Consider the following 26,026-nt stretch of genomic DNA (forward strand, 5'->3'; position numbering starts at 1 on the left):
TCTGGGACTCCTCTTAGGTTAACATCTCTTAACCTTGCAGCACCCGATACCAGTGCAGGCCCTCGCCCGAGGTCAGGTCGCTGAGCGGCTCGGGGCGTGCTATACCGTAGCCCTGACCGTACTCTACCCCCAACTTCAGTAGGTGTCTTGCCACCTCGACCGACTCGACAAACTCGGCGACTATCTCAAACTCCATGTCGCGACCCAGCTGACAGATGGCGGAGACAATCGCCTGATCGGCGCGATCGCCGCACAGGTGCTGAATAAACTGGCCATCGATCTTCACATAATCCACGTCTAACAGCTTAAGGTAGGCGAAGCTTGAGAAGCCTGAACCGAAGTCATCCAGCGCCAGCTTACAGCCCAGGGGCTTGACCGTGTTGATAAGCCCTGTGGCATGGTCCAGCTGGCTCACCGCGGCCGTCTCGGTGATCTCGAAGCAGAGCTTACCCACCAACTCCGGCTCGCCCAGAAGACGCATCTCCAGCCAGTTGATAAACTCGCTATCCGAGATCGAAAGGGCCGACAGGTTCACCGACACCATAGAGAGCGACTGCCAGAGTTCCAGGTGATCGCTACCCCAGCGCAATAGCCTGTCGATCACCCAACGATCCAGCTTAGACGCCAGATTGAAACGCTCGGCGGCGGGCAGGAAGATCCCCGGTGGGATCAATGCCCCCTCGGGAGATCGCATGCGCAATAGGATCTCGAGATGCAAGCCATCATCGTTGACGCTCAAGGGTTCTATGGGTTGATAGAAGAGTTCAAATCTGTCATTGGCCAGGGCGCCGACGATATCTACCGAAGCGCTCATCTCGGTATTGAGCTTCTCCACCACTGGGTCCTGAGCACTGTAGAAATACCAGGCGTTGCCCCCTTTCTCCTTAGCCAGGCAGCAGGCGGCGCTGGCGCGGCGCAAGAGATCTGAGACAGAGTCTGCCTCGTTGTCGCAGCGAGCCAGCCCCATGCTGACACTCACGCTGTGGCTGCGCCCCTCCCAGCTAAACTCATGACTAGCCATGGCCTGACAGATACGCTCGGCAACCTGCTCTGCTATCTGCACATCGATATTGGGCATCAGGATGCCAAACTCGTCACCGCTGAGGCGAGCGACCACATCCTCCTTGCGCACCAGTTGGCTCAGACGAGCGGCAAGCTGACACAAGAGCTGATCGCCGGCTCTGTGACCGCTGACGTTATTAACCACCTGGAACCTGTCCAGATTGATAAAGCCGACGAAGGTAGAGCGTTCACACTCACAGGGATTGGTCAGATCATACAGGGCCTCGAAGTAGGTTCGATTGGGCAACCCTGTCAAGGCGTCGAAATTGAGCGAGACGCTACGCTCTTCGTTCTCCACTGCTGGCTCGCCCACAGGCTCCACCAGCATGAGAATGGGGCCATCCTCACCGGACAGACAGAGGAAGGTCACCCGAGCCTGCGCATCATCTGGGGCGTATTTCAGCACCACCTCACAGCTGGACTGCTCTAGCACCTGGTCTCTCACCAACGCCATGGTATCTAGCAGGCATTTCTGCTCCCGTTTAGGTACCAGGTTCTCTACCTTTTGCAATGTCTGCACATGCAGCTGCTCTGCGGCGGTCTGGTTGTAGCGGATCACCCTGTCATCTATGCCAATATGCACGCAGGGGATCGGCAGACGATAGAGATGCTCGATACAGACCAGCTCATTACTCTTGGCGTTTAATCGCTGACGCGCCGCCTCCTGTGCCAGCCCCAGCAGGCTACCGGCAAGCAGCAGGTTCTGACGGATCACCTCGGGCCATATGCCGTCGCTGTCATAACGGTAGGCACCGAAGATATAGTGTTTATCTCCGCCTACCGGCAACAGCAAGACGCTACGGATCTTGGCCTGATTGAGGCGCAGACGGCTGTCTTCATCGTCGATGACGGCGGTCACATCTTCTACAATGGCAGGCTCGCGCAGGGAGGTATAGGACTGCATATGACGGTTGTTGGCAACGCGACTCAGCAGCATCTCGGCGTCGCGCTTGCTGAAGATAGCGGCATCGGACTGGTACATGGCTTCGATCTGCACAGGTAGGCGTCCCTTGCCGACACGTAACAGAAACAGGCCATCACACTGATTACTGGCGGCAAGTTGCTGCAAGACCAGCTGCAACTCCTCTTCCAGATCGTGTTCGCACAGATAGGCAAGCGTCTGCTCGAGCGATGGGGATCCCTGTTGTGTATCGGATGACATATACTATCTAGTCCTTAGATTGGCTAACCTGATACAAACACTGATTATAGTCAGAAATCATAGGATTATCCTATGAAGTAAGTTGTATAAGCTAGCTATGAGTGACTATAGGTTATATTTCACTTTTACAACGGCATTAGCGAAATAAGTCGCTTTAAATCAAGCCAGTAGAGCGATCAACTCGTTACGTTTTTGTAACATACTTTAACCTTTATCGGCAACCGGGGATAATAATGAAACGACTCTTTCTCGCCATCGCGCCCGATGAGGCTCAGCTGAAACAGCTGACCCAGTTACAGGCGAGTCTAAATGGCGAAGGACGCCTGGTACCCAGAGGCAACCTGCACATGACCCTGGCCTTTCTCGGCCAATGCAGCGATACCCAGCAAGAGGCACTGAGTAATGCTCTCGCCAGACTCGCCCATCAGGGTCGACTGCCGGCATTTGAGGTAACGCTCGACACCTTAGTCCACTGGAGCAGGCCTAAGATCCTCTGTCTCAAGGGCGTGGCACGGGATCCGCAGCTGCTCAGCCTGTTCGACCTATGCCAGCAGCTGGCGCAACAACAGGGACTCCACACCAGTGAGCACAACTTCACGCCTCACATCACCCTGATGCGTAAGGCCAAAACCTTACCCGAACTCAAGGCGCCCTCCCTCACCCTCAGCGGCCATGCCCTGCATCTGTATCATTCCCAGAGTAGCGAGCAGGGCGTGCAATATAAGGTATTGTCCTCCTGGCCGCTTTGCGAAACCAAATAAGGCAAAGCTCATCTGGCCATAACCGACATAGCCATAATCGACATAGTCGTTACCCACATAGCCATAAAAAAACGCGCCAAATGGCGCGTTTTTAGTGACGACTCTATTTCTGTAACAGCTTAGTCCTGCAGCAACTCGGCGATGGTCAGTACGCCATGGGTGGTTGCACCCGCAGCCCACAGGCCATTAGCCGTGTCGGCGAATGCCGAGGCCAGATCCATATGCAACCACTGAGTGTCATCGGACACGAAGCGCCACAGGAAGCCGGCGGCATTTGAGGCGCCACCCGCACCGCCGCCCTTCACCGGACGACTATTGGCGGTATCGGCATAGGCCGATGGGCACATCTCCTTATGCCAAGGCTCTAGTGGCAGCGGCCACACCTGCTCGGCGACGGCAGATGCCTTCTCCTGGGTGCGGTTAATCAGCTCGCGGCTCGGCGAGAAGATGGCGTTGTAAGAGGTGCCCACCGCCATCACGGCGGCGCCGGTAAGAGTCGCGGCATCGATCACCAGCGGCGCACCGGTTTCACAGGCGGCCTGCAGGCCGTCGGCCAGCACCAAACGTCCCTCGGCATCAGTGTTAACCACCTCGACCGAGACGCCGTTCTTATAGGTGAGGATATCCCCCAGCTTATAGGCGCGGCCGCTGATCAGGTTCTCGGCGCAGCAGAGGAATAGCTTGATGCGCTTGTTCAGGCCAGACTTGATCGCCAGCCCCAGCGCCGCGGTCACGGTCGCCGCACCGCCCATGTCGCACTTCATGCCCAACATGCCTTCCGAGCCCTTGATGCTGTAACCACCCGAATCGAAAGTGATCCCCTTACCCACCAGAGCCGCCGACACTGGCGCATCTTCGCCTAGCGGATTGTAGTCAAGCTCCAGCAGTGCAGGCGGACGCTCGCTGCCGCGGCCGACAGAATGAATGCCGATCCACTTCTCCTCCAGCAGGGCCTCTCCTTCTATGATGCGGTAGCTCACCTTGTCGCCGCCCACCTTAGTCAACCACTGTGCCGCCTGGTTGGCCAGAGTCACAGGCGCCAGATTTTCTGGGGTCTCGTTGATCAACTGCCTGGCGAATGCGGCGCTGTCGCGTCTGTCGTCCAGCACCTTCTTGACGGCGTCGTCGCCGGTCCAGGCGATCTTGCCGATCTGCTTGGCGGTGGCGAAGCCTTGGGCGAAGGCCCACTGAGTGTGAAGATCCCAGAGTGCGCCCTCGAGCGCCACCTCGTTGATCCCCTGACCACGCAGCTTACGCGCCGCCTGCTGAACCTGGCGCAGCTGATCGCCGCCCTGCAGGTGGATGTTAGCCTGCCCCGCCGTAAAGGTCACATCTGCGCTGCCCCAATGGGCCGCTGGGGCGTCCTCGGTCAGATAAATCTTCATCACGTCGCTCATAATTGTTCCTTGTTAGTACAGAGGTTCGCGAAGTCATTGTCGGCTCCGCCTAATAATGGAGCCAAGTATAACGCCAATCGCCCTCCATTATCTAACCCCCAAGCTTATCCACCTCTGGCACAGGTGACAGCCCGTCGCGACAGCGCCGCGTTAAATAAGGTAGAATCCCAGCCCTCAGCCAGGGAGATTGCCCAGGGCGAAGACTCAGATACATTTGCCTCAAGCATCAGTAGAACAACAAGGTCGATAAGATGATTTTTACCCCAGCATTCGAACAAGGAAAGTTACTCAGACGCTACAAGCGCTTCCTCGCCGACGTGCAACTGGACGACGGCACGGAGATCACCATTCACTGCCCCAACACGGGCTCCATGCGCAACTGCCTGTTTCCCGGCGAGCGGGTTTGGTTCTCCACCTCAGATAACCCCAAGCGCAAGTATGCCCATACCTGGGAGCAGGCGGCCTCCGATGAGGGCCACATCATAGGGATCAACACGGGCAGGGCCAACGCCCTGGCGGCCGAGGCGATAGAGGCGGGGGTTATCGCTGAACTGACCGGCTACGACCGCCTGCGCCGCGAGGTCAAATATGGCAGCGAAAATAGCCGCATCGATCTCTTGCTGGAGGCAGACGATAAACCCGCCTGCTATATAGAAGTCAAAAGTTGTACTTTATTAGAACAAGGCCAGGGATACTTTCCCGATGCGGTGACCACACGCGGGCAGAAGCACCTGCGTGAGCTGATGGAGATGGTCAAACAGGGCCACAGGGCCGTGCTTTTATTTGTGGTACAACACACGGGCATCACCTCGGTGGCCGCTGCCCGCCACATAGATCCGCAATACGCCGATCTACTTGCCCAGGCGCACCAGCAAGGGGTAGAAATTCTCGCCTACAGCAGCGAACTCTCGCCTAGCGCCGCCCGGCTGATTAAATCCTGCCCTGTCAAGTTGTAAATAGACGGTAAAAGTTGAATTAATACGTAATAGAGGACATAGTCAAAAGATAAACTCATGGCAGCTTAAAAAATTTGCGTGGTATATCAGATTCTGATATAGATATCGGCCTTTAATAAAAGACGCCCTACAACGCAAATGATTAACAGGAGATGCGTTATGCCTGAAGGCACTAAAAAACTTGGCGTGCTCGCTATCGCAGGTGTAGATCCTTACCAGGAAAAACCGGGTGAGGAATATATGAATACCGCTCAACTGGGTCACTTCAGAAAGATTCTCGATGCTTGGCGTAGTCAGCTCCGTGAAGAAGTGGATCGCACCCTGAATCATATGCAAGATGAAGCGGCTAACTTCCCAGACCCTGTCGACCGTGCGGCTCAGGAAGAGGAGTTCAGTCTTGAACTACGCGCCCGTGACAGAGAGCGTAAGCTAATCAAGAAGATTGAAAAGACATTGCAGAAGATCGAAGACGACGATTTCGGTTTCTGTGATTCATGCGGTATCGAAATCGGTATCCGCCGTCTCGAAGCCCGTCCAACGGCCGACCTGTGTATCGACTGCAAGACGCTCGCCGAGATCAAAGAGAAACAGATGGCCGGTTAAGCTGGCGAGAAGCGGGGCTTAGCCCCGCTTTTTTGTATCCAGTCGCCCCAATGAGCGATATAGATAGTGTTAACAAAGGTTTTGCCGTGATCCCCCAAGCAGACCCCTCCCTCTCCCCAAATAACTCAATATCAATCGACAAGCCCTATGTCGGCCGTTTCGCGCCCTCGCCCTCCGGCCCCCTACACTTTGGCTCCCTCATCGCCGCGCTGGGCAGCTATCTGCGTGCCCGCGCCGAGCAGGGACAGTGGTTGGTACGCATCGAAGATATTGATCCCCCCAGAGAGGTAAAAGGTGCCAGCACACTCATCCTCAAGACCCTGGAGGCCTACGGCCTGCATTGGGATGGGGCTGTGCTCTACCAGAGTACTCGCCTAGAGGCCTATCAGGCACGCCTAAACAGCCTTCTGGCACAGGACAAGGCCTATTATTGCCAATGCACCCGCAAGCAGATCCAGGCGATGGGCGGAACCTATGATGGCCGCTGCGCCGTGCGCACGCCGAAACACGACTCGGGCGCCATCCGCATCCACAACACACAGGCCATCGCCCGCTTTCACGATGAGTTACAGGGCGATATCGAGGTGGAGCCTGAATTTGCCGCAGAGGACTTTATCATCAAGCGCCGCGATGGCCTCTACGCCTATCAACTGGCGGTGGTGATGGACGATGCCCTGCAAGGGATAACAGAGGTGGTACGCGGCGCCGACCTGCTCACCTCCAGCGCACGCCAGGCAACACTGTTTAGCCTCTTTGGTGAAAGCAAGCCTAAGTGGCTGCACCTACCCCTGGCCTGTGCCCAGCCAGGGATGAAACTCTCCAAGCAGAATCACGCCCCGGCCATAGATCTTAAATCGCCCCAGGCCAGCATCAACGCCGCGCTCGCCTTCCTGGGTCAGGTCCCCTGCACGCCTGACAGGGTGGAGACAATGCTCGCCCAAGCAGTGAGTCAGTTCGATCTCTGCCGGATCCCCCGCCAGCAGGAGATCATACTCCCCCCGGGCACCTAAGCTCCCTTAGGCCATAAACCTTACCGCCGTCACGAAACCCGGCCTGACAGGCAAAGTCCGGGTATACTCTTTGACCCATAATTGAGTTATGATAGCGGCCTAATTTTAACCCTGACTCAAGATCCAAGTTCGAGGTGTCCTATTTTTCGCCGTATTAGTCAATTCTGTAAGCAGCTTTTTGAAGACAATCAAAACACCACAGAAACCACACCAGAGGGACTAAGCCTAGAGATAGTTGCACGTAAACATCACGCAATCTCTCGCAAGCACATTAGCGAAAACGCTATTAAGGTACTCTATCGTCTACACAAATCTGGCTTTAAGGCCTATTTGGTGGGCGGCGGCGTGCGCGACATCCTCCTAGGTCTCGAGCCCAAGGATTTCGACGTGGTCACCAACGCTACGCCGGAAGAGATCAAGAAGCTATTTCGTAACTGCCGCCTGGTGGGCCGCAGATTCCGCCTGGCTCATATCGTCTTCGGCCGCGACGTGATCGAAGTAGCGACCCTGAGGGGCCATCACGTGGACAGCGGCGAGAAGATCTCTAAGGTCAACGCCGAGGGTCGCCTGCTGCGCGACAACGTCTACGGCACCATAGATGAAGATGCCGAACGCCGTGACTTTACGGTCAATGCCCTCTATTACGATATCAGCGACTTCTCCATCCACAGCTATGGCGGTGGCCTACAAGATCTCGAGTCGCGCACCCTGCGCCTGATTGGCGACCCACAGAAACGCTACCGCGAAGATCCCGTGCGCATGCTGCGCGCCGTGCGCTTCGCCACTAAGCTGGGGATGAGCATAGACAAGGCCGCGGCCGAGCCGATCCACGAGCTGGCGCCTCTGCTGAAAGATATTCCCGCCGCCCGTATGTATGAGGAGGTGCTCAAGCTCTTCTTCAACGGTCAGGCACAAAACAACTTCGCCATGATGCGCGACTTTGGCCTGTTTGCTCCCCTCTTTCCCCTGGTGGATAACCTACTGGAGGAAGATCCCAAGGGACCGAGCCACAAGATGGCCAAGGCGATCATGCGCAACACAGACCAGCGGGTCGAGCAAGATAAGTCGGTCACACCGGCCTTCTTCTACGCCGCCATGCTCTGGTACCCACTCAGTCAGCGCGCCGATGATATCGCCCTGGAGAGCGGCCTGAGCCAATATGACGCCTTCTACGCCGCCATGGGCGATGTGATGGAGCAGCAGTGCCGCACCATCAGCATTCCCCGTCGCTTCAGTACCCCGGCCAAAGATATCTGGCAGCTGCAACTGAGATTCGAGCGCAACCAAGGCACACGAGCCTTCAAGTTTATCGAACATCCTAAGTTCCGCGCCGCCTATGATCTGCTATTGCTGAGGGCCGAAGCCGAGGGTGGCAACCTGGCCAAGACTGCCGCCTGGTGGAAGAGCTTCGTCGAGGGTAGCGAGGAGCAGCGCAGCGTCATCGCCCGCAGCACCAACAAGGGTAGCCGCAACCGCAACAACCGCAGACGTCGCAGCCCTAAGAAGACACCGAAAGCCGAATAATGATTACCGTCTATGTCGCACTGGGGGCCAATCTCGCGTCCCCTAAAGCCCAACTGGATCAGGCCTGTGAGGCACTGAAGTCCCTGGCAAGCGACGGACAATTAAGCGTCTCCCCCTATTACCAGAGCGCCCCCATGGGTGATGTGCCCCAGCCCGACTATCTCAATGCCGTGGCCCGCTTTACCACCAAGCTCGCCCCGTTGGCACTACTCGACGCGCTGCAAGGGATCGAAAATGAACAGGGCCGGGTGCGCGAGGTACGCTGGGGTGCCAGAACCTTAGATCTGGACCTGCTCCTCTATGGCGACTGGCAGCTGGACATCCCACGTCTCAAGGTGCCGCACTACGGCATGAAGACCCGTAGTTTCGTCTTGATTCCCCTAATGGATCTGGCCCCTGATCTCATTCTCCCCTGCGGAACCGGGCTCACCTCACTGATCACCGAGGAACTTAAGTGCCAAGTTCAACAACTCGGCCCGGATCATTGAACTTAGGCCCCAGTTAGCTTATAAAGCACACTACTGCTAAGGCACACTACAGCCCAGGCGAAACTCTTTTTTAAATCAAAGTTAAGACCAGCATTATGTCTAAGATAACCAGCTCTACCCTGCTGAAGTTTAAGCAGGAAGGTAAGAAGTTCACTGCACTCACCGCCTATGATGCCAGCTTTGCGGGCGCCTTCGACAGCGAAGGGATCGATGTCCTCCTGGTGGGCGACTCGTTAGGCATGGTATTGCAAGGACACGACGACACCCTGCCGGTCACAGTCGAAGATATCGCCTACCATACTCGCTGCGTACGCCGTGGCATCAAGCGTTCCCTGCTGATCGCCGACATGCCTTTCATGAGCTACGCCACCCCAGAGCAGGCGATGACCAATGCCACCGCCCTGATGCAGGCCGGCGCCAACATGGTGAAACTCGAAGGCGGCCACTGGCTGCTAGAAACCGTCACTAAGCTGACCGAGCGCGGCATTCCCGTGTGTGCCCACCTGGGGCTCACCCCGCAATCGGTTCATGTCTTCGGTGGCTTCAAGGTACAGGGCCGTGACGCCGACAACGCCCAGCGCATCATAGATGAAGCCAAGGCGATCGAGGCGGCCGGCGCACAGCTTTTGGTGCTCGAATGCATCCCGGCGGCGCTGGCTAAGAGCATCACAGAGGCCTTAACCATACCTGTCATCGGCATTGGTGCAGGCGCAGACACCGACGGTCAGATCCTGGTGATGCACGACGTGCTGGGGATCTCGAGCGGCTATATTCCTCGCTTCTCGAAGAACTATCTGGCCCAGACCGGCGAGATACGCAGCGCCATCCGCGCCTATATCGAAGAAGTCGACACCGGCGTCTTTCCCGCCGCCGAGCACACATTTAGCTAAACTAAGGTTGCCGTAACATGTACACCACCCAAGATATCGCCGCCATCCGCACCCAGGTGCGTCAGTGGAGACTGGCCGGCAAGACAGTGGCATTCGTGCCCACCATGGGCAATCTGCACCAGGGCCATATCACCCTGGTCACCGAGGCATTGAAACGTGCCGATCACGTGGTCGTCTCCATCTTCGTCAACCCGATGCAATTTGGACAGAACGAAGATCTGGACGCCTATCCACGTACCCTGGCCGCCGATCAAGCCGCCCTCGAGGCCGCCGGCGCCGAGCTCTTGTTCACCCCGACACCTGCCATCATCTACCCTAAGGGGATGGATAAGCAGACCTTTGTCGAGGTGCCAGGTCTGTCGGAAGAACTGTGCGGCGCCAGCCGTCCCGGACACTTTCGCGGCGTCGCCACCATAGTCTGCAAGCTGTTCAATATCGTACAGCCGGACCTGGCCCTGTTCGGCAAGAAGGATTTCCAACAGTTGATGGTGATCAAGGCCATGGTGGAAGACCTGTCTCTGCCAATCGAGATCGTCGGCGTCGACACCATACGTGAAAGCTCTGGCCTGGCCATGAGTTCACGCAATGGCTACCTGAGCGAAGCGCAGAAGCAGCAAGCGGCTCAGCTCAAGCGTACCCTGGATGAGATGGCCGAGGCGATCGCCCAGGGTCAAGCGATCCCTAATGTAGTGCAGCACGCCCAGGAGCAGTTGCACCACGCTGGATTTAAGCCAGATTATCTGTCGGTGCGTAATGCCGCCGATCTGAGTGAAGTCCAGGCGGACGACAAGCAGCTGGTGATCCTGGCCGCCGCCTTTATGGGCAGCACCCGCCTGATCGATAACCTGAGCTTCGAACGCGCTTAAGCCCTGCACGTCCGAATTTAGGGCGCCCTTAAGCCTAGAAAGCTCTTAAACTTAGCGCGTCCTTAGCCTCTAATTCCGCTTCTCTGGCCCAATGCCAGGGAAGCGATTTTTTATTTTACGCTCACTTTTTCAGCCGTTCTTTCTCCCAAAACAGACCCAAGACTACCCCAAAACACCTCAACATGAGGCCGCCTTCATCATCTAAGTCCTTGGTCATGCACCAAATCTGTGCGCGCCGGTCGGCCATTTTGCCCTCAGTTTCAGAAATAAAATTACTTATCTGAGCGAAAGCCAATAAAGTGACCTGGATCCAGATCACCCGCATTTCATTTACATGCATTTCTACCGAATGGTCATTCATATTGGCTAACTTACTGAAATTAATTGGTAATACCTATTTACCAAGAAATCTTGAACTCTACAGACACTCAACAAGGTGATCTGGATCACAAGGGGTAAATTTCCATCGCTAATTGATTAGATTCTAAACTGAAATTATCCGATCAGATATTTCCACTTTTGAGACCAAATTAGAGCAATTACTCTTAGTAAAATCTCATTTCTAGCTAAAAATCGTCATATTTCTTTCAAATAGTTATAACGGCCCACCCCGACCAGTGATGGAGATCACACTTTAGGTTTAAGTGGTCAGACAAAGTTCACAGCCATCTAACCCCATCTCACATAATCGGCACATAATGATCTAGATCATATTTGCATTTGGTGAATTAGCGTTTATTACGCATCAAGGATGAACCGATTCCATTTGGGAATAGTTTCCGACAACACAGGATGCTGCATCGGACGAGTCAGCATCGACAACAACTAAAATAACCAAGTAACGACAGTAAGAGGCAATCATGACCCTACTTCAACTACTCGCCAGTTTGACGCCTGTAATCAGCGTTATGCTATTTTTGGTGCTACTCAAGATGCCAGCATCTCGCGCCATGCCCATCTCCATGGTAATGACAGGCCTTGCCGCCGTCTTTGTCTGGCAGATGGACACCACCATACTCGGTGCCTCAGTGGTTGAAGGGCTACTCTCGGCCCTCACCCCACTCAGCATCATCTTCGGGGCCGTGTTCCTGCTCAACACCCTGAAATACTCAGGGGCCATGGACACCATCCGCGCGGGATTCACCAACATCAGTGGTGATGCCCGCGTACAGGTGATCATCATCTGTTGGTTATTTGGTTCCTTCATCGAAGGCTCAGCCGGTTTCGGTACCCCAGCCGCCATCGGCGCGCCGCTGCTGGTACTGCTTGGTGTGCCGCCTGTTGCCGCCGCCGTGGTCGCCCTGATCGCCGACTCTACCAGCGTCTCCTTCGGCGCCATCGGTCTGCCCGTCCTATTCGGTATGGAGCAGGGTCTGATGCAGGGCGGTGTCAGCATGGCCGCCGACCAGATCGCCCAACACGGCGCCAGCTTCGCCGACTATGCGCAGTTTATTGCCCTGCACATGATCACTATCGATTTGCTGACAGGTACCCTGATCCCGCTGGTTCTGGTCTCTGTACTCACCGGCTTCTTCGGCCGTAACAAGTCATTCAAAGAGGGGCTGGCGATCTGGAAGTTTGCCCTGTTCGCCGGTCTCGCCTTTACCGTACCGGCTTGGCTTATCAACTTCTTCGCCGGTCCTGAGTTCCCATCTGTGATCGGTGCTCTTGTCGGTATGGCCATTGTGATCCCAGTGGCGCGCAAGGGTCTGCTACTGCCTGAGACACCTTGGAACGATTTCGCTGAAAATGATAACCAAGAAGGCAAGACCAAGATCGAGACTAAGGCGCAATTCTCTCAGGTTGCCGCCTGGACGCCTTATATCATCATGGCTGGCCTGCTGGTGCTGTCTCGCACAGTTGCACCGCTCAAGTCATGGTTAACCAGCTTTAACATCAGCTGGACTAATCTGCTGGGCACAGAGCTTAAAGCCGGCTTCGCGACCCTTTATGCTCCTGGCGCCTTCTTCGTGCTGGTGTGTATCCTGGGCTTCGTGCTCTTTAAGATGAAGTCGCCAGCCATCAAGGAGTCGATCACCGTCTCTTGCAAGTCTATGCTGCCGACCATCATCTCTCTGGGCGCCTCTGTGCCTATGGTGAAGATCTTCCTTAACTCAGGCACCAACGAGGCGGGCCTACAGTCTATGCCGGTTGCCTTGGCCGACATGCTGGCCGGCTCTATGGGCGCCATCTGGGCCTGGATGTCACCCATAGTGGGTATCTTCGGTGCCTTCCTGTCGGGTTCGGCCACCTTCTCTAACATGATGTTCTCTGGCCTACAGTACAGCGTGGCAGACAACATCGGCATGAACCACGCGTTAGTCCTGGCCCTACAAGGCATAGGTGCCAACGCCGGTAACATGATGTGTGTCATGAACGTAGTTGCTGCCGCTACCGTAGTGGGTATGGCAGGCCGTGAATCAGAAATTATCCGTAAAACAATGCCAGTCGCTCTGGGTTATGCCTTGATTGCAGGTACTATCGCCAGCCTATGGGGCGGTCTATAACAGATAACTCAAGAAAGGCGGAAGTGATGACCCCGCCTTTCTGTGGGTCAACTAAAAGAGTAATGTTATGTCGATTAATTATTCAGCAGTAGTCGCAGATTTACGTGCAAAACTCGGTGATGAGGCGGTGTCAGACGATGCGGTGCGTCGTTTCGCCTGGTCTACCGACGCCAGTTACTTCCGTATCGTGCCAGAGGTGGTCGTACACGCGGAGACCCTGGAAGACGCCCGTGAAACACTCGAAGTGGCGCGTAAGCATAATGCCCCTGTGACCTTTCGCGCCGCCGGCACCAGCCTCTCAGGCCAGGCCATCGGCGAAGGCATCTTGTTGATCTTAGGTCACGATGGCTTTAGAAAGATCGCCGTCAGCGACGATCACAACCAGATCTCACTCGGCGCGGCCGTTATCGGCGGCGACGCCAACCTGGCGCTTAAGCCATTCAACAAAAAGATTGGTCCCGACCCGGCCACCCTGTCCTCGGCCATGGTAGGCGGCATCGTGTCTAACAACGCCTCGGGCATGTGCTGTGGCACGGCCCAAAACAGCTACCAGACCATAGCCTCGGCCAAGCTACTCTTCGCCGACGGTACCCGTCTGGACACAGGCTGTGAGCGCTCAAAGGAAGCGTTTCGCGAGTCTCACCAGCAGCTGCTTGGGGAACTGACCGATCTCGCCAAGCTCACCGCCAGCAACCCGGTACTGGCCGATCGCATTCGCAAGAAATACTCCATCAAGAACACCACGGGCTACAGCATTAACGCCCTGGTGGACTTCGACGATCCTTTCGAGCTGATCAACCATCTGATCGTCGGCGCCGAGGGTACCCTAGCCTTCGTCGAAGAGGTCACCTACCACACGGTCGATGAGGCCAGGTTCAAGGCCTCGGCCATGGCGGTATTCTTCAACATGGAAGATGCGGCCCGTGCCATCCCACCGATCAAATGCGACAGCGTCGCGGCCGCCGAGCTGCTGGACTGGGCGTCGATCAAGGCGGTCACCGGCAAGAAAGGGATGCCAGATTGGCTGAGCGAGCTGCCAGAAGGCGCCGCCATCCTGCTGATCGAGTCCCGCGCCAACGACGAGGCGACCCTGGATGCCTACACCCAGGATGTGATCGCCAAGCTGGCCCATATCGAAACCGAGCGCCCCATAAGCTTCAGCCGTGACCCTGAGGTCTACAGCAAGTACTGGGCGATGCGCTCTGGCCTCTTCCCTATCATTGGCGGCGAACGTCCAAAGGGCACTTCGGTGATCATCGAAGACGTGGCCTTCGAGCTGGAACACCTGGCCAATGCGGCAACCGATCTGACTGCGCTGTTCCACAAGCACGGCTACCCTGAAGGGGTGATCTACGGCCACGCGCTGGCGGGTAACTTCCACTTCATCATCACGCCGACCTTCGCCTCGCAGGAAGATATCGACCGCTTCCACGGCTTTATGCAAGACGTGGCCGAGATGGTGATCGACAAATACGACGGCTCCATGAAGGCCGAGCACGGCACAGGCCGCGCTGTGGCGCCTTTCGTCGAGATGGAATGGGGCGCCGATGCCTACACCCTGATGAAGCGCATCAAGCAGATCTTCGATCCTCAAGGCCTGCTTAACCCAGGGGTGATCCTCAACGACGATGCCAACGTGCACGTTAAGAACATCAAGCCTTGCCCTGTGGTCGATGACTATGTGGACAGATGTATCGAGTGTGGCTTCTGTGAGAAGACCTGCCCGACCTCGGCGCTTAACTTTACCCCGCGTCAGCGTATCGCCACCCTGCGCGAAATAGCACGCCTGGAGGCCTCTGGCGACAAGCAGGCCGCCGAAGAGATGCGCGCCGCCGCCAAGTATGACGTGGTCGACACCTGCGCCGCCTGTCAGCTCTGTACCATCGCCTGTCCGGTGGACAACAGCATGGGTCAGCTGGTACGTAAGCTGAGAACCCCATACATCACCACGACCGAGCAGAAGGTACTGGACTTCCAGGCCAAACACTTCGGCGCCGTCAACCAGGTGATCAGCACAGGCTTCGACGTGCTCAACATCATCCACAAGGTCACAGGCGACAGCGTCACCGACGGCCTGATGAAGGTGGGCCGCATGGTGTCTAAAGAGGTGCCTTACTGGAACCCGGACTTCGCCAAGGGCGGCAAGCTGCCTAAGCCTAGCCCAGCATCGCCAGACAAGGAGACAATAGTCTACTTCCCGGCCTGTGGCGGTCGCACCTTCGGCCCGACGCCGAAAGATCCCGACAACCGCACCCTGCCTGAAGTCGTGGTCACCCTGCTGGAGCGCGCCGGTTACAACGTAGTGACTCCTGACAATACCCGTCACCTGTGCTGCGGCCAGATGTGGGAATCTAAGGGTGACTTCAAGAACGCCGATGCCAAGCGCGACGAGCTCATCGATGCCCTGAGCGCCCTGAGCGACAACGGCAAGGTGCCTGTGGTGGTGGATGCACTCTCCTGTACCTACCGCACGCTAACGGGCAACCCTAAGGTGGAAATTACCGATCTGGTCGAGTTCATGCACGACAAGATCTTGCCTAAGCTGACCTTTACCAAGAAGGTCAACGTGGCACTGCACCTTGGCTGTAGCGCCCGCAAGATGAAGCTTGAGCCTAAGATGCAGGCGCTGGCCGATGCCTGTAGTAACGGTGTCAAGCTGCCAGAAGGGATCGAGTGTTGTGGTTACGCCGGCGAGAAGGGCTTATACAAGCCTGAGATCAACGCCAGCGCCCTGCGCAACATCAAGAAGCTGATCCCGGTCGATATCAAGGAGGGCTACTACGCCAACCGCATGTGTGAAGTAGGTCTGACCCAGCACAGCGGCATCTCCTATCGCCACCTGGCCTACCTCTTAGAAGAGTGCAGCCGCTAGGTAACGCATAACCGATTTAAGGTTTAGATAACCCCACCCAAGCAAACTCCGCGGTGTGACACTCGCTCACATCGCGGTTTTTTATCTCTGCCCTTCCGCACTCGAGTGCAAATCGCCTAAGTCATGCAAGCGTAAGTAATGCAACCTAAGTCATGCAAAATACTGGTGTTATTCTAAGAGTTGCGCCATAGTAATAGCTGACCATACTGAGCTTAACATCCCAATAGGTTAGCGACCTAAGCTTGCCGGTATGGGCGCCAAGCAAAATGAAGATTCGTTAGACAAGAGAAAGGAACATGAGTCGTCGCGGCGACCCTCAGCTAATTAATGCCGCCCCCTAGACTCGACGCAGATAGAGGACTTATCGCTCCATGGGAAAACTGCTCTTAGCCATCGCACTCCTGCTGCTTCCCGCCCTGAGCCAGGCCAGCAATATCTACAAGTGCATCAAGGACGATAAGGTGGTGTTCAGCCAGACCTCCTGCCCGAAAGAGTTTAAGCAGCATCATATCCAGTACCAACTCGGCATCGCCACGGAAACCGACAGCGATAAACCCAAGGAGGAGGTCGACCCCCTGCAGGCACTGCTTAACAAACGCACCCTCTCCCAGGAGAAGCTGTTACAGCTGATCGACGCCGAGATCTACCGCCTCAAGCAGGAAAACAGCTATTATGAGATCTTAAGGGCCAGCGAGAAGCAGAAGCTGGATCGTAAGCGCTACTGGCAGGAGCAGGCCAAGGATGACCCTGAGTTTCTCGCCAAACTCGACGAGATGAACCGCTACTTCGACGGCCTGATCAAGCTCAACGACGACGTCGTATTCATGCTGAAACGACATAAGCTGCGCATCACGCAAACGCCCGAGCAGGAAGAGCTAAGAGAGCAGAAGGAGCAGCCCGACAGAGGAGCCCCCCAGGTAGTGCAGCACTAGCAGTGAAGCATTAGCGGTACAAGATTCGCCGTGAAGCACTAACCTTAAAACCTAACACATTCTTAATTTGCGTAAGTCGCGAGGTCGCCATGAACAAGACCCAGTTGAGCCTGCTCGTTATCGGCCAGCTTCTGTTGGGCCTGCTTATGTTGGGATTGTTCCTGCGCCACAGCCTCTTCACGCCCGCCAATGAGCCCCGCGACCTCAACATCGACAGCTTTGTCGACCATGCCCAATACCTGACGACCCAGAGCGAGGTGATCGCCCCGCTGCTATGCGCCAAGCTCGCCACCGATATGGGCTTTACCATAGACCAAAACCGGGTCAACAGTGAGCTGCGACAGACCCTCAAGGCCTACGACGATGACAAAGACGCGGCCCTGTATCTGTTTATCTATGTCAAAGGCTACGCCTTCGGCCTGGCCCATGGCATAGAAGACAAGCCCGGCGCCTACTTCCACCTGGGCTGCGATAGCGACCATCCCGAGGTCCAGCTCTCCCCCGAGCAGAGCCAGATATGACAATCCACTGGCCCCTACTGCTCAAGGCCGCAAACGACAAGCAGCTGATGCTGTTAGATAGCCAGGAAGACTGGCTAGCTGAGCGCGATCACCTAAAGGCCGAGGCCCTGACCCTTATCGACAGCCAAGGCATCAGTTATCACTGCCAAGGTGGCGTTATACTGGCCTCGGGCAAACAGATACCGCTTTCAGAGGTGGTGCTATGGGTGAGCGACTATGCCTGTCAAAATGGTCACTTCTGCAGCGCCAAGATAGGCGCAGACAGTCTGGCGCAGCTGTTTGAGATGGTGCGCTATCTCGAAGCGCAGTAGCGCCGCGCGGGCATAAAAAAGCCCCACTGATGTGGGGCCTTTCTGTTGGCTTTGCCAGTCGCTAGCCTGTTAGGTTCTCATACCTGTTAGGTTCCTAGGCGATTAGGTTCTAAGTCCTATGCCACGGCTGATCAGGTAGTAGGCCAGCAGCCAGAGGCCGGCGCAGAAGCCCAGCATGATCACCACCGACAGGCCTATGCTGATATCGGCATAACCCAGGAAACCATAGCGGAACACGTTGATCATATAGACCACAGGGTTCAGCTGCGACACCCCCTGCCAGAAGCTCGGCAGCAGGGTGAGCGAGTAGAAGACGCCGCCCAGATAGGTCAGCGGCGTCAACACGAAGGTGGGGACTATGCTGATGTCATCATAGCTCTTGGCAAACACGGCGTTGATCAGCCCGCCCAGGGCGAACAGGATAGAGGTCAGCAGCACTGTCAGGGCCACCAGCCCGGCGTGATGCAGGCTGATATCCACGAAGAACATGGCCACCAGAGTCACTATGGTGCCGACACACAGGCCACGGGCGACGCCACCGCCCACGTAACCGGCGATCATCACATAGTGAGGCACGGGCGCGACGATCAGCTCCTCTAGGTTACGCTGGAACTTGGCGCTGAAGAAGGATGATGCCACGTTGGAGTAAGAGGCGGTGATCACCGACATCATGATGAGGCCGGGGGCGATAAATTCCATATAGCTCACGCCGCCCATCTCGCCGATGCGCTTACCCACCAGATTACCGAAGATCAGAAAATAGAGGGTCATGGAGATCGCCGGCGGCACCAGGGTCTGCACCCAGATACGGGTGAAGCGGGTCACCTCCTTGATCAATATGCTCTTAAAGGCGGTAAAATAGACGTGCTTCATGTTCATACTCATGCCTTTTTACCTCCCTTGCCTTGTTCCACCAGCTCCACAAACAGCTCCTCCAATCGGTTAGCCTTGTTACGCATAGACAACACCTCTATCCCCTGCTCGGTGAGCTGGGCGAACACGCTGTTGATGCTATGGGCCTTCTCCACATCCACCTCTAATGTGTGCGGGTCGGTCAGGCGGCAGCTTATCCCCTCGAGGGTCGGCGCCTCATTGATGTCGGCCTTAAGGTCGAACACGAAGGTCTCCATGTTGAGACGGCTGAGCAAGGATTTCATGCTGGTGCACTCCACCAGCTCGCCCTTGTCGATGATGCCAATGTTGCGACACAGCATCTCGGCCTCTTCCAGGTAGTGGGTGGTCAGTATGATGGTCACCCCCTGGCGGTTGAGATCCGTCAAAAAAGTCCACATGGAGCGTCTAAGCTCGATATCCACCCCGGCGGTGGGCTCATCCAGAATCAGCAGCTTGGGCTCGTGCATCAGGGCGCGGGCGATCATCAGGCGGCGCTTCATGCCGCCCGAGAGTGCGCGAGACGGGCTGTTGCGCTTGTCCCACAGGTCCAGCTGACTCAGGTATTTCTTAGCGCGCTCGAAGGCCACCTCGCGGGAGACGCCGAAATAGCCGGCCTGGTTGACCACTATCTGCTGCACCGTCTCAAACTGGTTGAAGTTGAACTCCTGGGGCACCAGGCCGATGGACATCTTGGCCAGCTCCAGCTGAGTGTCGATATCGTGTTCGAACACCTTCACCTTGCCGGAACTCTTCTGCACCAGGGAGCAGATCACCCCGATCGTGGTGGACTTGCCGGCGCCGTTGGGGCCCAGCAGGGCAAAGAAATCCCCCGCCTCGACCTTAAGGCTGATCCCTTTTACCGCTTCGACGCCGCCCTTGTAGGTTTTTCTGAGCGAGTCGATAACTAAAGCATATGGCTCTTTGGTCATTAGTGACTTCCGTTATCCTGATCTTGAAATTGGTATTGCTATTGATATGAAAAAACAAAAACTCCCGCACAAAGCAGGAGTTTAAAATCTTAACGACGGCGCGATTAATCTAGGGGTACGACTTTAGCTATGTAAGGCAGGTTGCGATACTGCTCGGCATAGTCGATACCATAGCCGACGATAAACTCATCGGGGATGGTGAAGCCGATAAAGTCTACCGGTACATCAACCTCGCGACGCTCTGGCTTGTCCAGCAAGGTACAGAGGGCCAGACTCTTAGGTTCGCGCAGCAGTAGCATCTCGCGCACCTTGTTCAGGGTGTTACCCGAATCGATCAGGTCTTCGACGATCAACACGTCACGGCCTTCGATATCCGACTGTACATCCTTTAGGATCTTCACGTCGCGCGAGCTGGTCATGGCGTTGCCGTAGCTGGATACCGACATGAAATCGATCTCAACATGGCCCTTGATGCGGCGGCAAAGGTCGGCCATAAAGACCACAGACCCTTTTAGCAGACCAACCATCAGCAGGCGTTCGCTGTTGGCGTAGTGGGCATTGATCTGCGCTGCCAGGATATCTAGTTGTTGCTCAATCTCATCTGCCGAGATCATCACTTCGGTAGTGTGTTTCATACTCTTCTCAAAATTGTCTTAATTGTCGCGGTTGTCGGCACTGTGCTTATCATAGCCCCAACGCTTGGTTAACCCGTGGTCGACACCCAGATGGTCTAAGATCCGAGCGACCATGAAGTCTACCAGATCTTCAACCGATTTGGGATCATGATAAAAGCCGGGAGCCGCGGGCATTATGGTGGCGCCCAGGCGCGACAGGGACAGCATATGCTCTAAGTGTATGCTGCTAAAGGGGGTTTCTCTGGGCACCAGGATAAGCTGACCACGCTCTTTTATCACCACATCGGCGGCCCGCTCCAGCAGACTATTGCTCATGCCTGTTGCCACCGCCGCCAGGGTGCCTGTACTGCAGGGGCAGATCACCATCTGCTTGGGCGCCGCCGAGCCAGAGGCCGGTGGCGAAAACCACTCCTCCTTGCCCAGCACATGCAGCTCGCCGGCCAGCTCATTGCCGCGCTCGGCAAACAGCGCCAGCAGCTGGGCCTTGGCCTTGTCGCCGTTGGCGCTGAGTTGCAGACCATGTTCCGTGGCCAGCACCACACGCGCCGCGCTGGAGATCATCAAAAACACCTGATAATCCGCCATCAGGAGCCGCTCTAGCAGCTTGAGTCCGTATGGCGCCCCGCTGGCGCCTGTCCAGGCCAGGCTGATCGCCTTGGCCCGCTTGGGATAATTCATATCACTCTCTTCAATTAATGCTAGCTTCCTGCCCGATAAGTAGCTGGTAACGCTAGCCTTCTAGCTTAGCCAGCAGCTTGCCGTGCAGACCGCCGAAGCCGCCGTTGCTCATCACGATTATGGTGTCGCCCGGCTGCGCCGCCGCAGCCACTGTCTCGACCAGCTCATCTATCTGGTATAGCACAGTCACAGGTAACTCGGCCTTGGCCATCGCCGCCTCCACGTCCCAGTCGATGTTGTCCGCCTGATACAGATAGGCAGCATCGGCCAGCGCCATGGAGCCCGCCAGGGTATCCTTGTGCACGCCGCGCTTCATGGTGTTAGAGCGCGGCTCCAGCACCACAATGATGCGACCTTCTCCCACCTTGGCGCGGCAGCCCTGCAGCGTGGTGGCAATGGCAGTCGGATGATGGGCAAAGTCGTCATACACGGCGATATCATTGACAGTGCCGATCAGCTCCATGCGGCGCTTAGGCGGCGCGAAGCGGGTCAGCGCCTCGATAGCCGCCGCAGGCTTGACGCCCACATGACGGGCCGCGGCGATCGCCATGGTAGCGTTCTCCACGTTGTGCTGACCTATGAGCGACCAATCGAGCACGCCCTGAGATTCGCCGTCGAAGAATACCTCGAAGCTGTGGCCATCCTCACTCAAAAGCTCGCTGTACCAGCCCGGGCTACCCGCCATCAGGTTATAGGTCTCCTGCTCGCTCCAGCAGCCCATGTCGATCACCTCACGCACCGCGTCGCTGGCTGATGGCCAGATGATCTTACCCTGGCCCGGTACCGTGCGTATTACGTGATTAAACTGACGCTGGATCGCCTTTAAATCATCGAAGATATCGGCATGATCGAACTCCAGGTTGTTAATCACCAGGGTGCGCGGCTGATAGTGGACAAACTTGGAGCGCTTGTCGAAGAAGGCGCTGTCATACTCGTCGGCCTCCACCACGAAGAAGGGGGAATCCCCCAATCGCGCCGACACGCCGAAGTTTTGCGGCACACCGCCGATCAGGAACCCCGGCCCATAGCCGCAGTCTTCTAAGATCCACGCCAGCATGCTGGAGGTCGATGTCTTGCCATGAGTGCCCGACACCGCCAGCACCCAGCGATTAGTCAGAATATGTTCGGCCAGAAACTGAGGCCCAGAGGTGTATATCAGGCCGCGATTGAGCACCGCCTCGACACAGGGATTGCCGCGACTCATGGCATTACCTATCACCACCAGATCCGGCGCATCGTCCTCACTTTGCCCCAGCTGGCTAGGATCGAAGCCCTGGATCAGCTCGATCCCCTGCTCCTCGAGCTGAGTGCTCATAGGCGGATAGACGTTGGCATCGCTGCCCGTGACCTTGTGACCGTTAGCGCGAGCGAGGAGTGCGAGACCACCCATAAAGGTGCCGCAGATCCCTAAGATATGTACATGCATGGGGTTGGCTCTGGATAGGAATAATCTGGGGGTTATTCTAACGATTCGTGTCACCATTGTCAGTTAACAATGGTTTAAGATGCGGTCTGACGACCGGGAGGGGGGGCAAACTGCGTTTGAAGGGCTGATGCCAAGAGTGCGGCCTTACGGCCGAGGTAGGTCGTGGAACTCCGTTCCACACTAGGGTATATGTAGCCTTTCGGCCTGAATTGGGTTTTCCAAACTTCGTTTGGAGATGAAAGTCGTGGGTCTTCAACCCACACCCGACCAAAAGGGGAAAATCGCTTGTTCCCCTTTTGGAAATCCCCCAGCGCCCCAGACGAAGTTGTTGCTCCTCGTGCTTATGGACAAATCGCTACCGCTTCCGAAGGACGCGTCCATGCACCTGCGGAAGCTAGTCGGGCATCCATGCCCGTCTCACGCAATTTATTCCAACGCCCTTCGGCAACTTCGATGGGGACTAGTTGTAGCTTCCGCCCCCGTAGCTCATGCAAAAAATAACTAGCCCTCAACCATTTCAAAAGCCATCTGAAAAAATTAGATAAGTACAAGAACTTCATCAGTTTTCTGAACTAAATCTTTAAAAAATCTAATACACTTATCTAACTCTTTTCTAGTGATAATTTGAGGCTGACTTAAATCGATTTGTGCCCTATGAACAGCATCACCACGTTTAGCTATCCATATATTTAATTGTTCACGAGCCAATTTGGGAATGTAATTTGTGAAAGTCCAGCTTTCAGTAACATCGACATCGAAGAACTCTTCAAAAATTTGTTTGGTCTTTTGCGAATCCGGGTTATGAAACATTTTTAAACGCTTCTCAAACTGCTTATCCATAAATTGACCAATAGCACATCCTTTCAACATGTTAAATTTCTTATCAAATATCTCTGCTGCTATATCTTCTACGTAGGTTTCCCAAGCAGTAAGAATCATAATTAACGCAGCTCGTTTTAATACTTCTGGCGCAACAGATTCTGGTGATTGATTCAATTTATCATAGCAATCTACCAGCTCATGAGCATCACTGATTGCTTTCTTAAATGTTTGATATGATTCAGACATTCCAATTTCCTTTTGTAGTCTTTAATAATAAAGGCAGACGTTAATTTTACGTAAAACATACTATCCGAAGTGTCGACGTTCCCTTCAATGCAAACGAATGATTTTGAAACAGCTAAGGACATCTTTGCAGTACATATTTAGTTCTATTAAAAATACAGGCGTATCAGGCTACAGTCTAGTATTAATCACATACACCTTAGTCGTATAAATCCAAATTAAACAGTTACTTAATAAAACCAAGCACAAGGTTCACTTTAACGAAATGCCGGTTGTGGCTACAACAAATCCCCATCAAAGTTGCCGGAGTGGATAGCAGAAAATGACGTGAGACTCACATGGATGTGAGGCTAGCTTCCGGGGGGCTTGGACGCCCCATCGGAAGCGTTAGTCATTTTCAAATAGCCACGCAGGAATCACAACTTCGTCTGGGGCGGCACGGGGAGATGCAAGAGGGGGATTGCTGGAGATCCCCCTCTTGCCCTGGTGTGGAACGGAGTTCCACGACTCACCTCGACCGTCAGGTCGGACATACCTGGGTGTGGGATGGAATCCCACGACTTTCATCCAAACTCCGTTTGGAAAACTCAATTCAGGCCGAAAGGCTACACTAACCTTGGTGTGGAACTGAGTTCAACGACTTAACTCGGCCGTCAGGCCACCCCGGCCCGTTATAATTTCCGCTCTAGCTTCCTCAGGGTATCTAAGGTGATCTGCAGCGCCTCGGCATCGATCCCTTGGGCACAGGCTTCCGCCCAGGGAAGCTGTTTCTGCTCTAGCTGCTGGAGCACATCGACCCCCTTGTCGGTGAGTAGCAGTAGTTTGGCCTTCTTGTGTTGCGGATTATCGGCAAGGGCGATGAAGCCTAACTCGACCATCTCATTGGCCAGGCGCTGCACGCCCTGACGACTCTGCCCCATGGAATGAGCCACATCGGATACCGTCATGGGATTACCGGCGCGGCCGAGTGCCCCCAGCACCTTCCAGCGGGCACTGCTCATCTGCACATCCTGAGTGAGCTTGTCGCCTTCGGCCGTTAACTGGCCGCTAAGCTTGAACACCTCTAAGACAATTTCGGTAAATAATCGGCCTGCTGGCGACGCTTTCATAAAAAATCTCTCCAGATTAATTTGACAGCATGATGTCAACCATGACAATATGCTGTCAAATATTGACAACTTGTTGTCATACTCTACCCCAAAAGACGACAAATAGCAGTCGAAAAAATTCGCCCGGAGGCATTATGAAAAAAACACTACACCTGTTTGGCGCCATCACGGCAACGACCTGCATAGCAACCTTCTTCCTTGCCACGATTTTGGTTGAACTCTTCGGCAGCGTTGAGCAGATAATCACGGTCAAGCAGCTGATCCTCATGCCCGGCCTCTTCATCTTGATCCCCGCCATGATGGTTACAGGCGTGACAGGCAATATGCTAGGCAATAAGGGAAGAGTCTTAGGGGCTAAACAGCGTAGGATGAAACTGGCGGCAGCCAACGGCCTACTGATGTTGTTGCCCCTGGCGATTGTGCTCGCCCGCATGGCCAGTGCCCAGGAGTTCGACAGCCTCTTCTTCAGCCTGCAACTGCTAGAGCTGTGCTGCGGCGCCGCCAACCTCTATCTGCTGGGACTCAACGCCAGAGACGGCATGAAGCTCAGTGGCCGCATTAAACAGAAAAAACTCACCAGTAACGCACTTTAATGGAGGATCACACCATGTCTGCACCCGTCACACTCATCAACCCCTTCAAGGTTCCCGCCGACAAGCTGGAGGCCGCCATCGAATATTGGGAAGCCCACCGCGACTTCATGGCCCAGCAACCCGGCTACCTCTCGACGCAGCTGCACCAGTCCCTAGACGAGGGTGCTACCTACCAGCTAATCAACGTCGCCATCTGGCAGAGCGAGGCCGACTTCTACCAAGCCGCCCAGAAAATGCGTCAGGCACTCGGCCACATCCAGGTAGAGGGGCTCAGCGGCAACCCGGCCCTCTACCGCGTAATCAGAACCTAAAAGGAGTAGGCCGAATCCAAGCCACAATCCCCCAATACAGGTTGCGGCTACAACAAATCCATCAAAGTCACCGACGACTAAATGGGATTCTGAGGGGAAAACAAAGCATAAGCCCCCAAAATTAAATGCGGGTTGTGGCTACAACAGATCCCCATCGAAGTTGCCAACTAAATGGATACAGCAGGCAAAACAATCCGCAGCCTGAACCCAAATGCCGGTTGTGGCTACAAGAAATCCCCATCGAAGTTGCCGAAATGCGTAGATGAAAATGCCGTATAGCCATCATGGACGATGGCTAAGGCTCGGAGGGACAGGAGTCCCATCCGAGTCGTTAGGCGATTTTCATTGAAGCATGAGGAGCAACAACTTCGTCGGGGCGGCACGGGGAGATGCAAGAGGGGGATTGCTGGAGATCCCCCTCTTGCCCTGGTGTGGAACGGAGTTCCACGACTTACCTCGACCGTCAGGTCGCACATCCCACTCCGCTAATCCAAAGAGCGTTTGGAAAACGAATGAACGTCCGC

At 55.4% G+C, this 26,026-nt stretch carries 25 protein-coding genes; 15 read left to right on the plus strand and 10 right to left on the minus strand.

What is annotated here, in order from left to right; translation table 11 throughout:
- Nucleotides 1-28 precede the first annotated feature (28 nt).
- Nucleotides 29-2,224 (minus strand): putative bifunctional diguanylate cyclase/phosphodiesterase, encoded by a 2,196-nt coding sequence (locus GNT65_RS15540; RefSeq protein WP_160797835.1) that lies wholly within the window; start codon nt 2,222-2,224, stop codon nt 29-31.
- Nucleotides 2,225-2,457: 233 nt separating this feature from the next.
- Between GNT65_RS15540 and thpR the strand changes: the two genes are divergently transcribed.
- Entirely contained in the window at nt 2,458-2,985 is a 528-nt protein-coding gene (gene thpR / locus GNT65_RS15545; RefSeq protein ID WP_181006323.1) for an RNA 2',3'-cyclic phosphodiesterase, read from the plus strand.
- Between the two features lie 119 nt (nt 2,986-3,104).
- Here the strand turns inward: thpR and pepB are convergent, their stop codons facing one another.
- On the minus strand, nt 3,105-4,382 hold the full coding sequence (gene pepB, locus GNT65_RS15550) for an aminopeptidase PepB (protein ID WP_160797837.1): 1,278 nt from the start codon (nt 4,380-4,382) through the stop codon (nt 3,105-3,107).
- A 251-nt stretch (nt 4,383-4,633) separates the two neighbouring features.
- Here pepB and sfsA point away from each other — a divergent pair, with 251 nt between their 5' ends.
- The 7 genes from sfsA (at nt 4,634) to panC (ending at nt 10,719) form a co-directional block, all read left to right on the plus strand.
- Complete coding sequence (sfsA, locus tag GNT65_RS15555) at nt 4,634-5,338, plus strand: DNA/RNA nuclease SfsA (protein ID WP_160797839.1); 705 nt, start codon at nt 4,634-4,636, stop codon at nt 5,336-5,338.
- Between the two features lie 159 nt (nt 5,339-5,497).
- Nucleotides 5,498-5,941, plus strand: coding sequence for an RNA polymerase-binding protein DksA (gene dksA, locus GNT65_RS15560; RefSeq protein ID WP_160797841.1), 444 nt, complete (start codon nt 5,498-5,500; stop codon nt 5,939-5,941).
- Nucleotides 5,942-5,991: 50 nt separating this feature from the next.
- Complete coding sequence (gluQRS, locus tag GNT65_RS15565) at nt 5,992-6,951, plus strand: tRNA glutamyl-Q(34) synthetase GluQRS (RefSeq protein ID WP_160797843.1); 960 nt, start codon at nt 5,992-5,994, stop codon at nt 6,949-6,951.
- Nucleotides 6,952-7,032: 81 nt separating this feature from the next.
- Complete coding sequence (pcnB, locus tag GNT65_RS15570; RefSeq protein ID WP_160797845.1) at nt 7,033-8,475, plus strand: polynucleotide adenylyltransferase PcnB; 1,443 nt, start codon at nt 7,033-7,035, stop codon at nt 8,473-8,475.
- Nucleotides 8,475-8,963, plus strand: coding sequence for a 2-amino-4-hydroxy-6-hydroxymethyldihydropteridine diphosphokinase (gene folK / locus GNT65_RS15575; RefSeq protein WP_160797847.1), 489 nt, complete (start codon nt 8,475-8,477; stop codon nt 8,961-8,963). Before pcnB ends, folK begins: the two co-directional genes overlap by 1 nt.
- Nucleotides 8,964-9,058: 95 nt before the next feature.
- Nucleotides 9,059-9,853 (plus strand): 3-methyl-2-oxobutanoate hydroxymethyltransferase, encoded by a 795-nt coding sequence (gene panB, locus GNT65_RS15580; RefSeq protein WP_160797849.1) that lies wholly within the window; start codon nt 9,059-9,061, stop codon nt 9,851-9,853.
- Between the two features lie 17 nt (nt 9,854-9,870).
- A complete protein-coding gene (gene panC, locus GNT65_RS15585) occupies nt 9,871-10,719 on the plus strand; it encodes a pantoate--beta-alanine ligase (RefSeq protein WP_160797851.1) in 849 nt (282 codons plus the stop codon).
- A gap of 121 nt (nt 10,720-10,840) precedes the next feature.
- On the opposite strand, the gene GNT65_RS15590 is transcribed toward panC, so the two are convergent.
- A complete protein-coding gene (locus GNT65_RS15590) occupies nt 10,841-11,080 on the minus strand; it encodes a hypothetical protein (protein WP_160797853.1) in 240 nt (79 codons plus the stop codon).
- Between the two features lie 499 nt (nt 11,081-11,579).
- On the opposite strand from GNT65_RS15590, the gene GNT65_RS15595 reads away from it, so the two are divergent.
- From GNT65_RS15595 to GNT65_RS15615, 5 genes are all read left to right on the plus strand, one after another.
- On the plus strand, nt 11,580-13,226 hold the full coding sequence (locus GNT65_RS15595) for an L-lactate permease (RefSeq protein ID WP_160797855.1): 1,647 nt from the start codon (nt 11,580-11,582) through the stop codon (nt 13,224-13,226).
- A 67-nt stretch (nt 13,227-13,293) separates the two neighbouring features.
- Complete coding sequence (locus GNT65_RS15600; RefSeq protein ID WP_160797857.1) at nt 13,294-16,098, plus strand: FAD-binding and (Fe-S)-binding domain-containing protein; 2,805 nt, start codon at nt 13,294-13,296, stop codon at nt 16,096-16,098.
- 371 nt (nt 16,099-16,469) lie between these two features.
- Complete coding sequence (locus tag GNT65_RS15605) at nt 16,470-17,030, plus strand: DUF4124 domain-containing protein (protein ID WP_160797859.1); 561 nt, start codon at nt 16,470-16,472, stop codon at nt 17,028-17,030.
- Between the two features lie 89 nt (nt 17,031-17,119).
- A complete protein-coding gene (locus tag GNT65_RS15610) occupies nt 17,120-17,551 on the plus strand; it encodes a hypothetical protein (protein ID WP_160797861.1) in 432 nt (143 codons plus the stop codon).
- Nucleotides 17,548-17,862, plus strand: a complete 315-nt coding sequence (locus GNT65_RS15615; RefSeq protein WP_160797863.1) for a DUF4144 family protein — start codon at nt 17,548-17,550, stop codon at nt 17,860-17,862. Before GNT65_RS15610 ends, GNT65_RS15615 begins: the two co-directional genes overlap by 4 nt.
- Nucleotides 17,863-17,964: 102 nt before the next feature.
- Here the strand turns inward: GNT65_RS15615 and GNT65_RS15620 are convergent, their stop codons facing one another.
- From GNT65_RS15620 to GNT65_RS15650, 7 genes are all read right to left on the minus strand, one after another.
- On the minus strand, nt 17,965-18,735 hold the full coding sequence (locus tag GNT65_RS15620; protein WP_181006327.1) for an ABC transporter permease: 771 nt from the start codon (nt 18,733-18,735) through the stop codon (nt 17,965-17,967).
- Nucleotides 18,736-18,743: 8 nt separating this feature from the next.
- Nucleotides 18,744-19,685, minus strand: a complete 942-nt coding sequence (locus tag GNT65_RS15625; protein WP_160797867.1) for an ABC transporter ATP-binding protein — start codon at nt 19,683-19,685, stop codon at nt 18,744-18,746.
- 104 nt (nt 19,686-19,789) lie between these two features.
- Nucleotides 19,790-20,320, minus strand: a complete 531-nt coding sequence (hpt, locus tag GNT65_RS15630; RefSeq protein ID WP_011866938.1) for a hypoxanthine phosphoribosyltransferase — start codon at nt 20,318-20,320, stop codon at nt 19,790-19,792.
- Nucleotides 20,321-20,338: 18 nt separating this feature from the next.
- Nucleotides 20,339-20,998, minus strand: a complete 660-nt coding sequence (locus GNT65_RS15635) for a flavin prenyltransferase UbiX (protein WP_160797869.1) — start codon at nt 20,996-20,998, stop codon at nt 20,339-20,341.
- Nucleotides 20,999-21,050: 52 nt separating this feature from the next.
- Nucleotides 21,051-22,424, minus strand: coding sequence for a UDP-N-acetylmuramate:L-alanyl-gamma-D-glutamyl-meso-diaminopimelate ligase (gene mpl, locus GNT65_RS15640; protein WP_160797871.1), 1,374 nt, complete (start codon nt 22,422-22,424; stop codon nt 21,051-21,053).
- A 537-nt stretch (nt 22,425-22,961) separates the two neighbouring features.
- On the minus strand, nt 22,962-23,492 hold the full coding sequence (locus tag GNT65_RS15645) for a HEPN domain-containing protein (protein WP_160797873.1): 531 nt from the start codon (nt 23,490-23,492) through the stop codon (nt 22,962-22,964).
- 668 nt (nt 23,493-24,160) lie between these two features.
- Nucleotides 24,161-24,598: a MarR family winged helix-turn-helix transcriptional regulator gene (locus tag GNT65_RS15650; protein ID WP_160797875.1), complete on the minus strand. Its 438-nt coding sequence runs from the start codon at nt 24,596-24,598 to the stop codon at nt 24,161-24,163.
- Between the two features lie 134 nt (nt 24,599-24,732).
- On the opposite strand from GNT65_RS15650, the gene GNT65_RS15655 reads away from it, so the two are divergent.
- Together GNT65_RS15655 and GNT65_RS15660 are read left to right on the plus strand one after the other, a co-directional pair.
- A complete protein-coding gene (locus GNT65_RS15655) occupies nt 24,733-25,191 on the plus strand; it encodes a hypothetical protein (RefSeq protein WP_160797877.1) in 459 nt (152 codons plus the stop codon).
- A 14-nt stretch (nt 25,192-25,205) separates the two neighbouring features.
- Nucleotides 25,206-25,502 (plus strand): antibiotic biosynthesis monooxygenase family protein, encoded by a 297-nt coding sequence (locus GNT65_RS15660; RefSeq protein WP_160797879.1) that lies wholly within the window; start codon nt 25,206-25,208, stop codon nt 25,500-25,502.
- Nucleotides 25,503-26,026: the final 524 nt, after the last annotated feature.

Source organism: Shewanella insulae, assembly GCF_009831655.1.
GTDB classification, from domain to species: Bacteria; Pseudomonadota; Gammaproteobacteria; order Enterobacterales; family Shewanellaceae; genus Shewanella; species Shewanella insulae.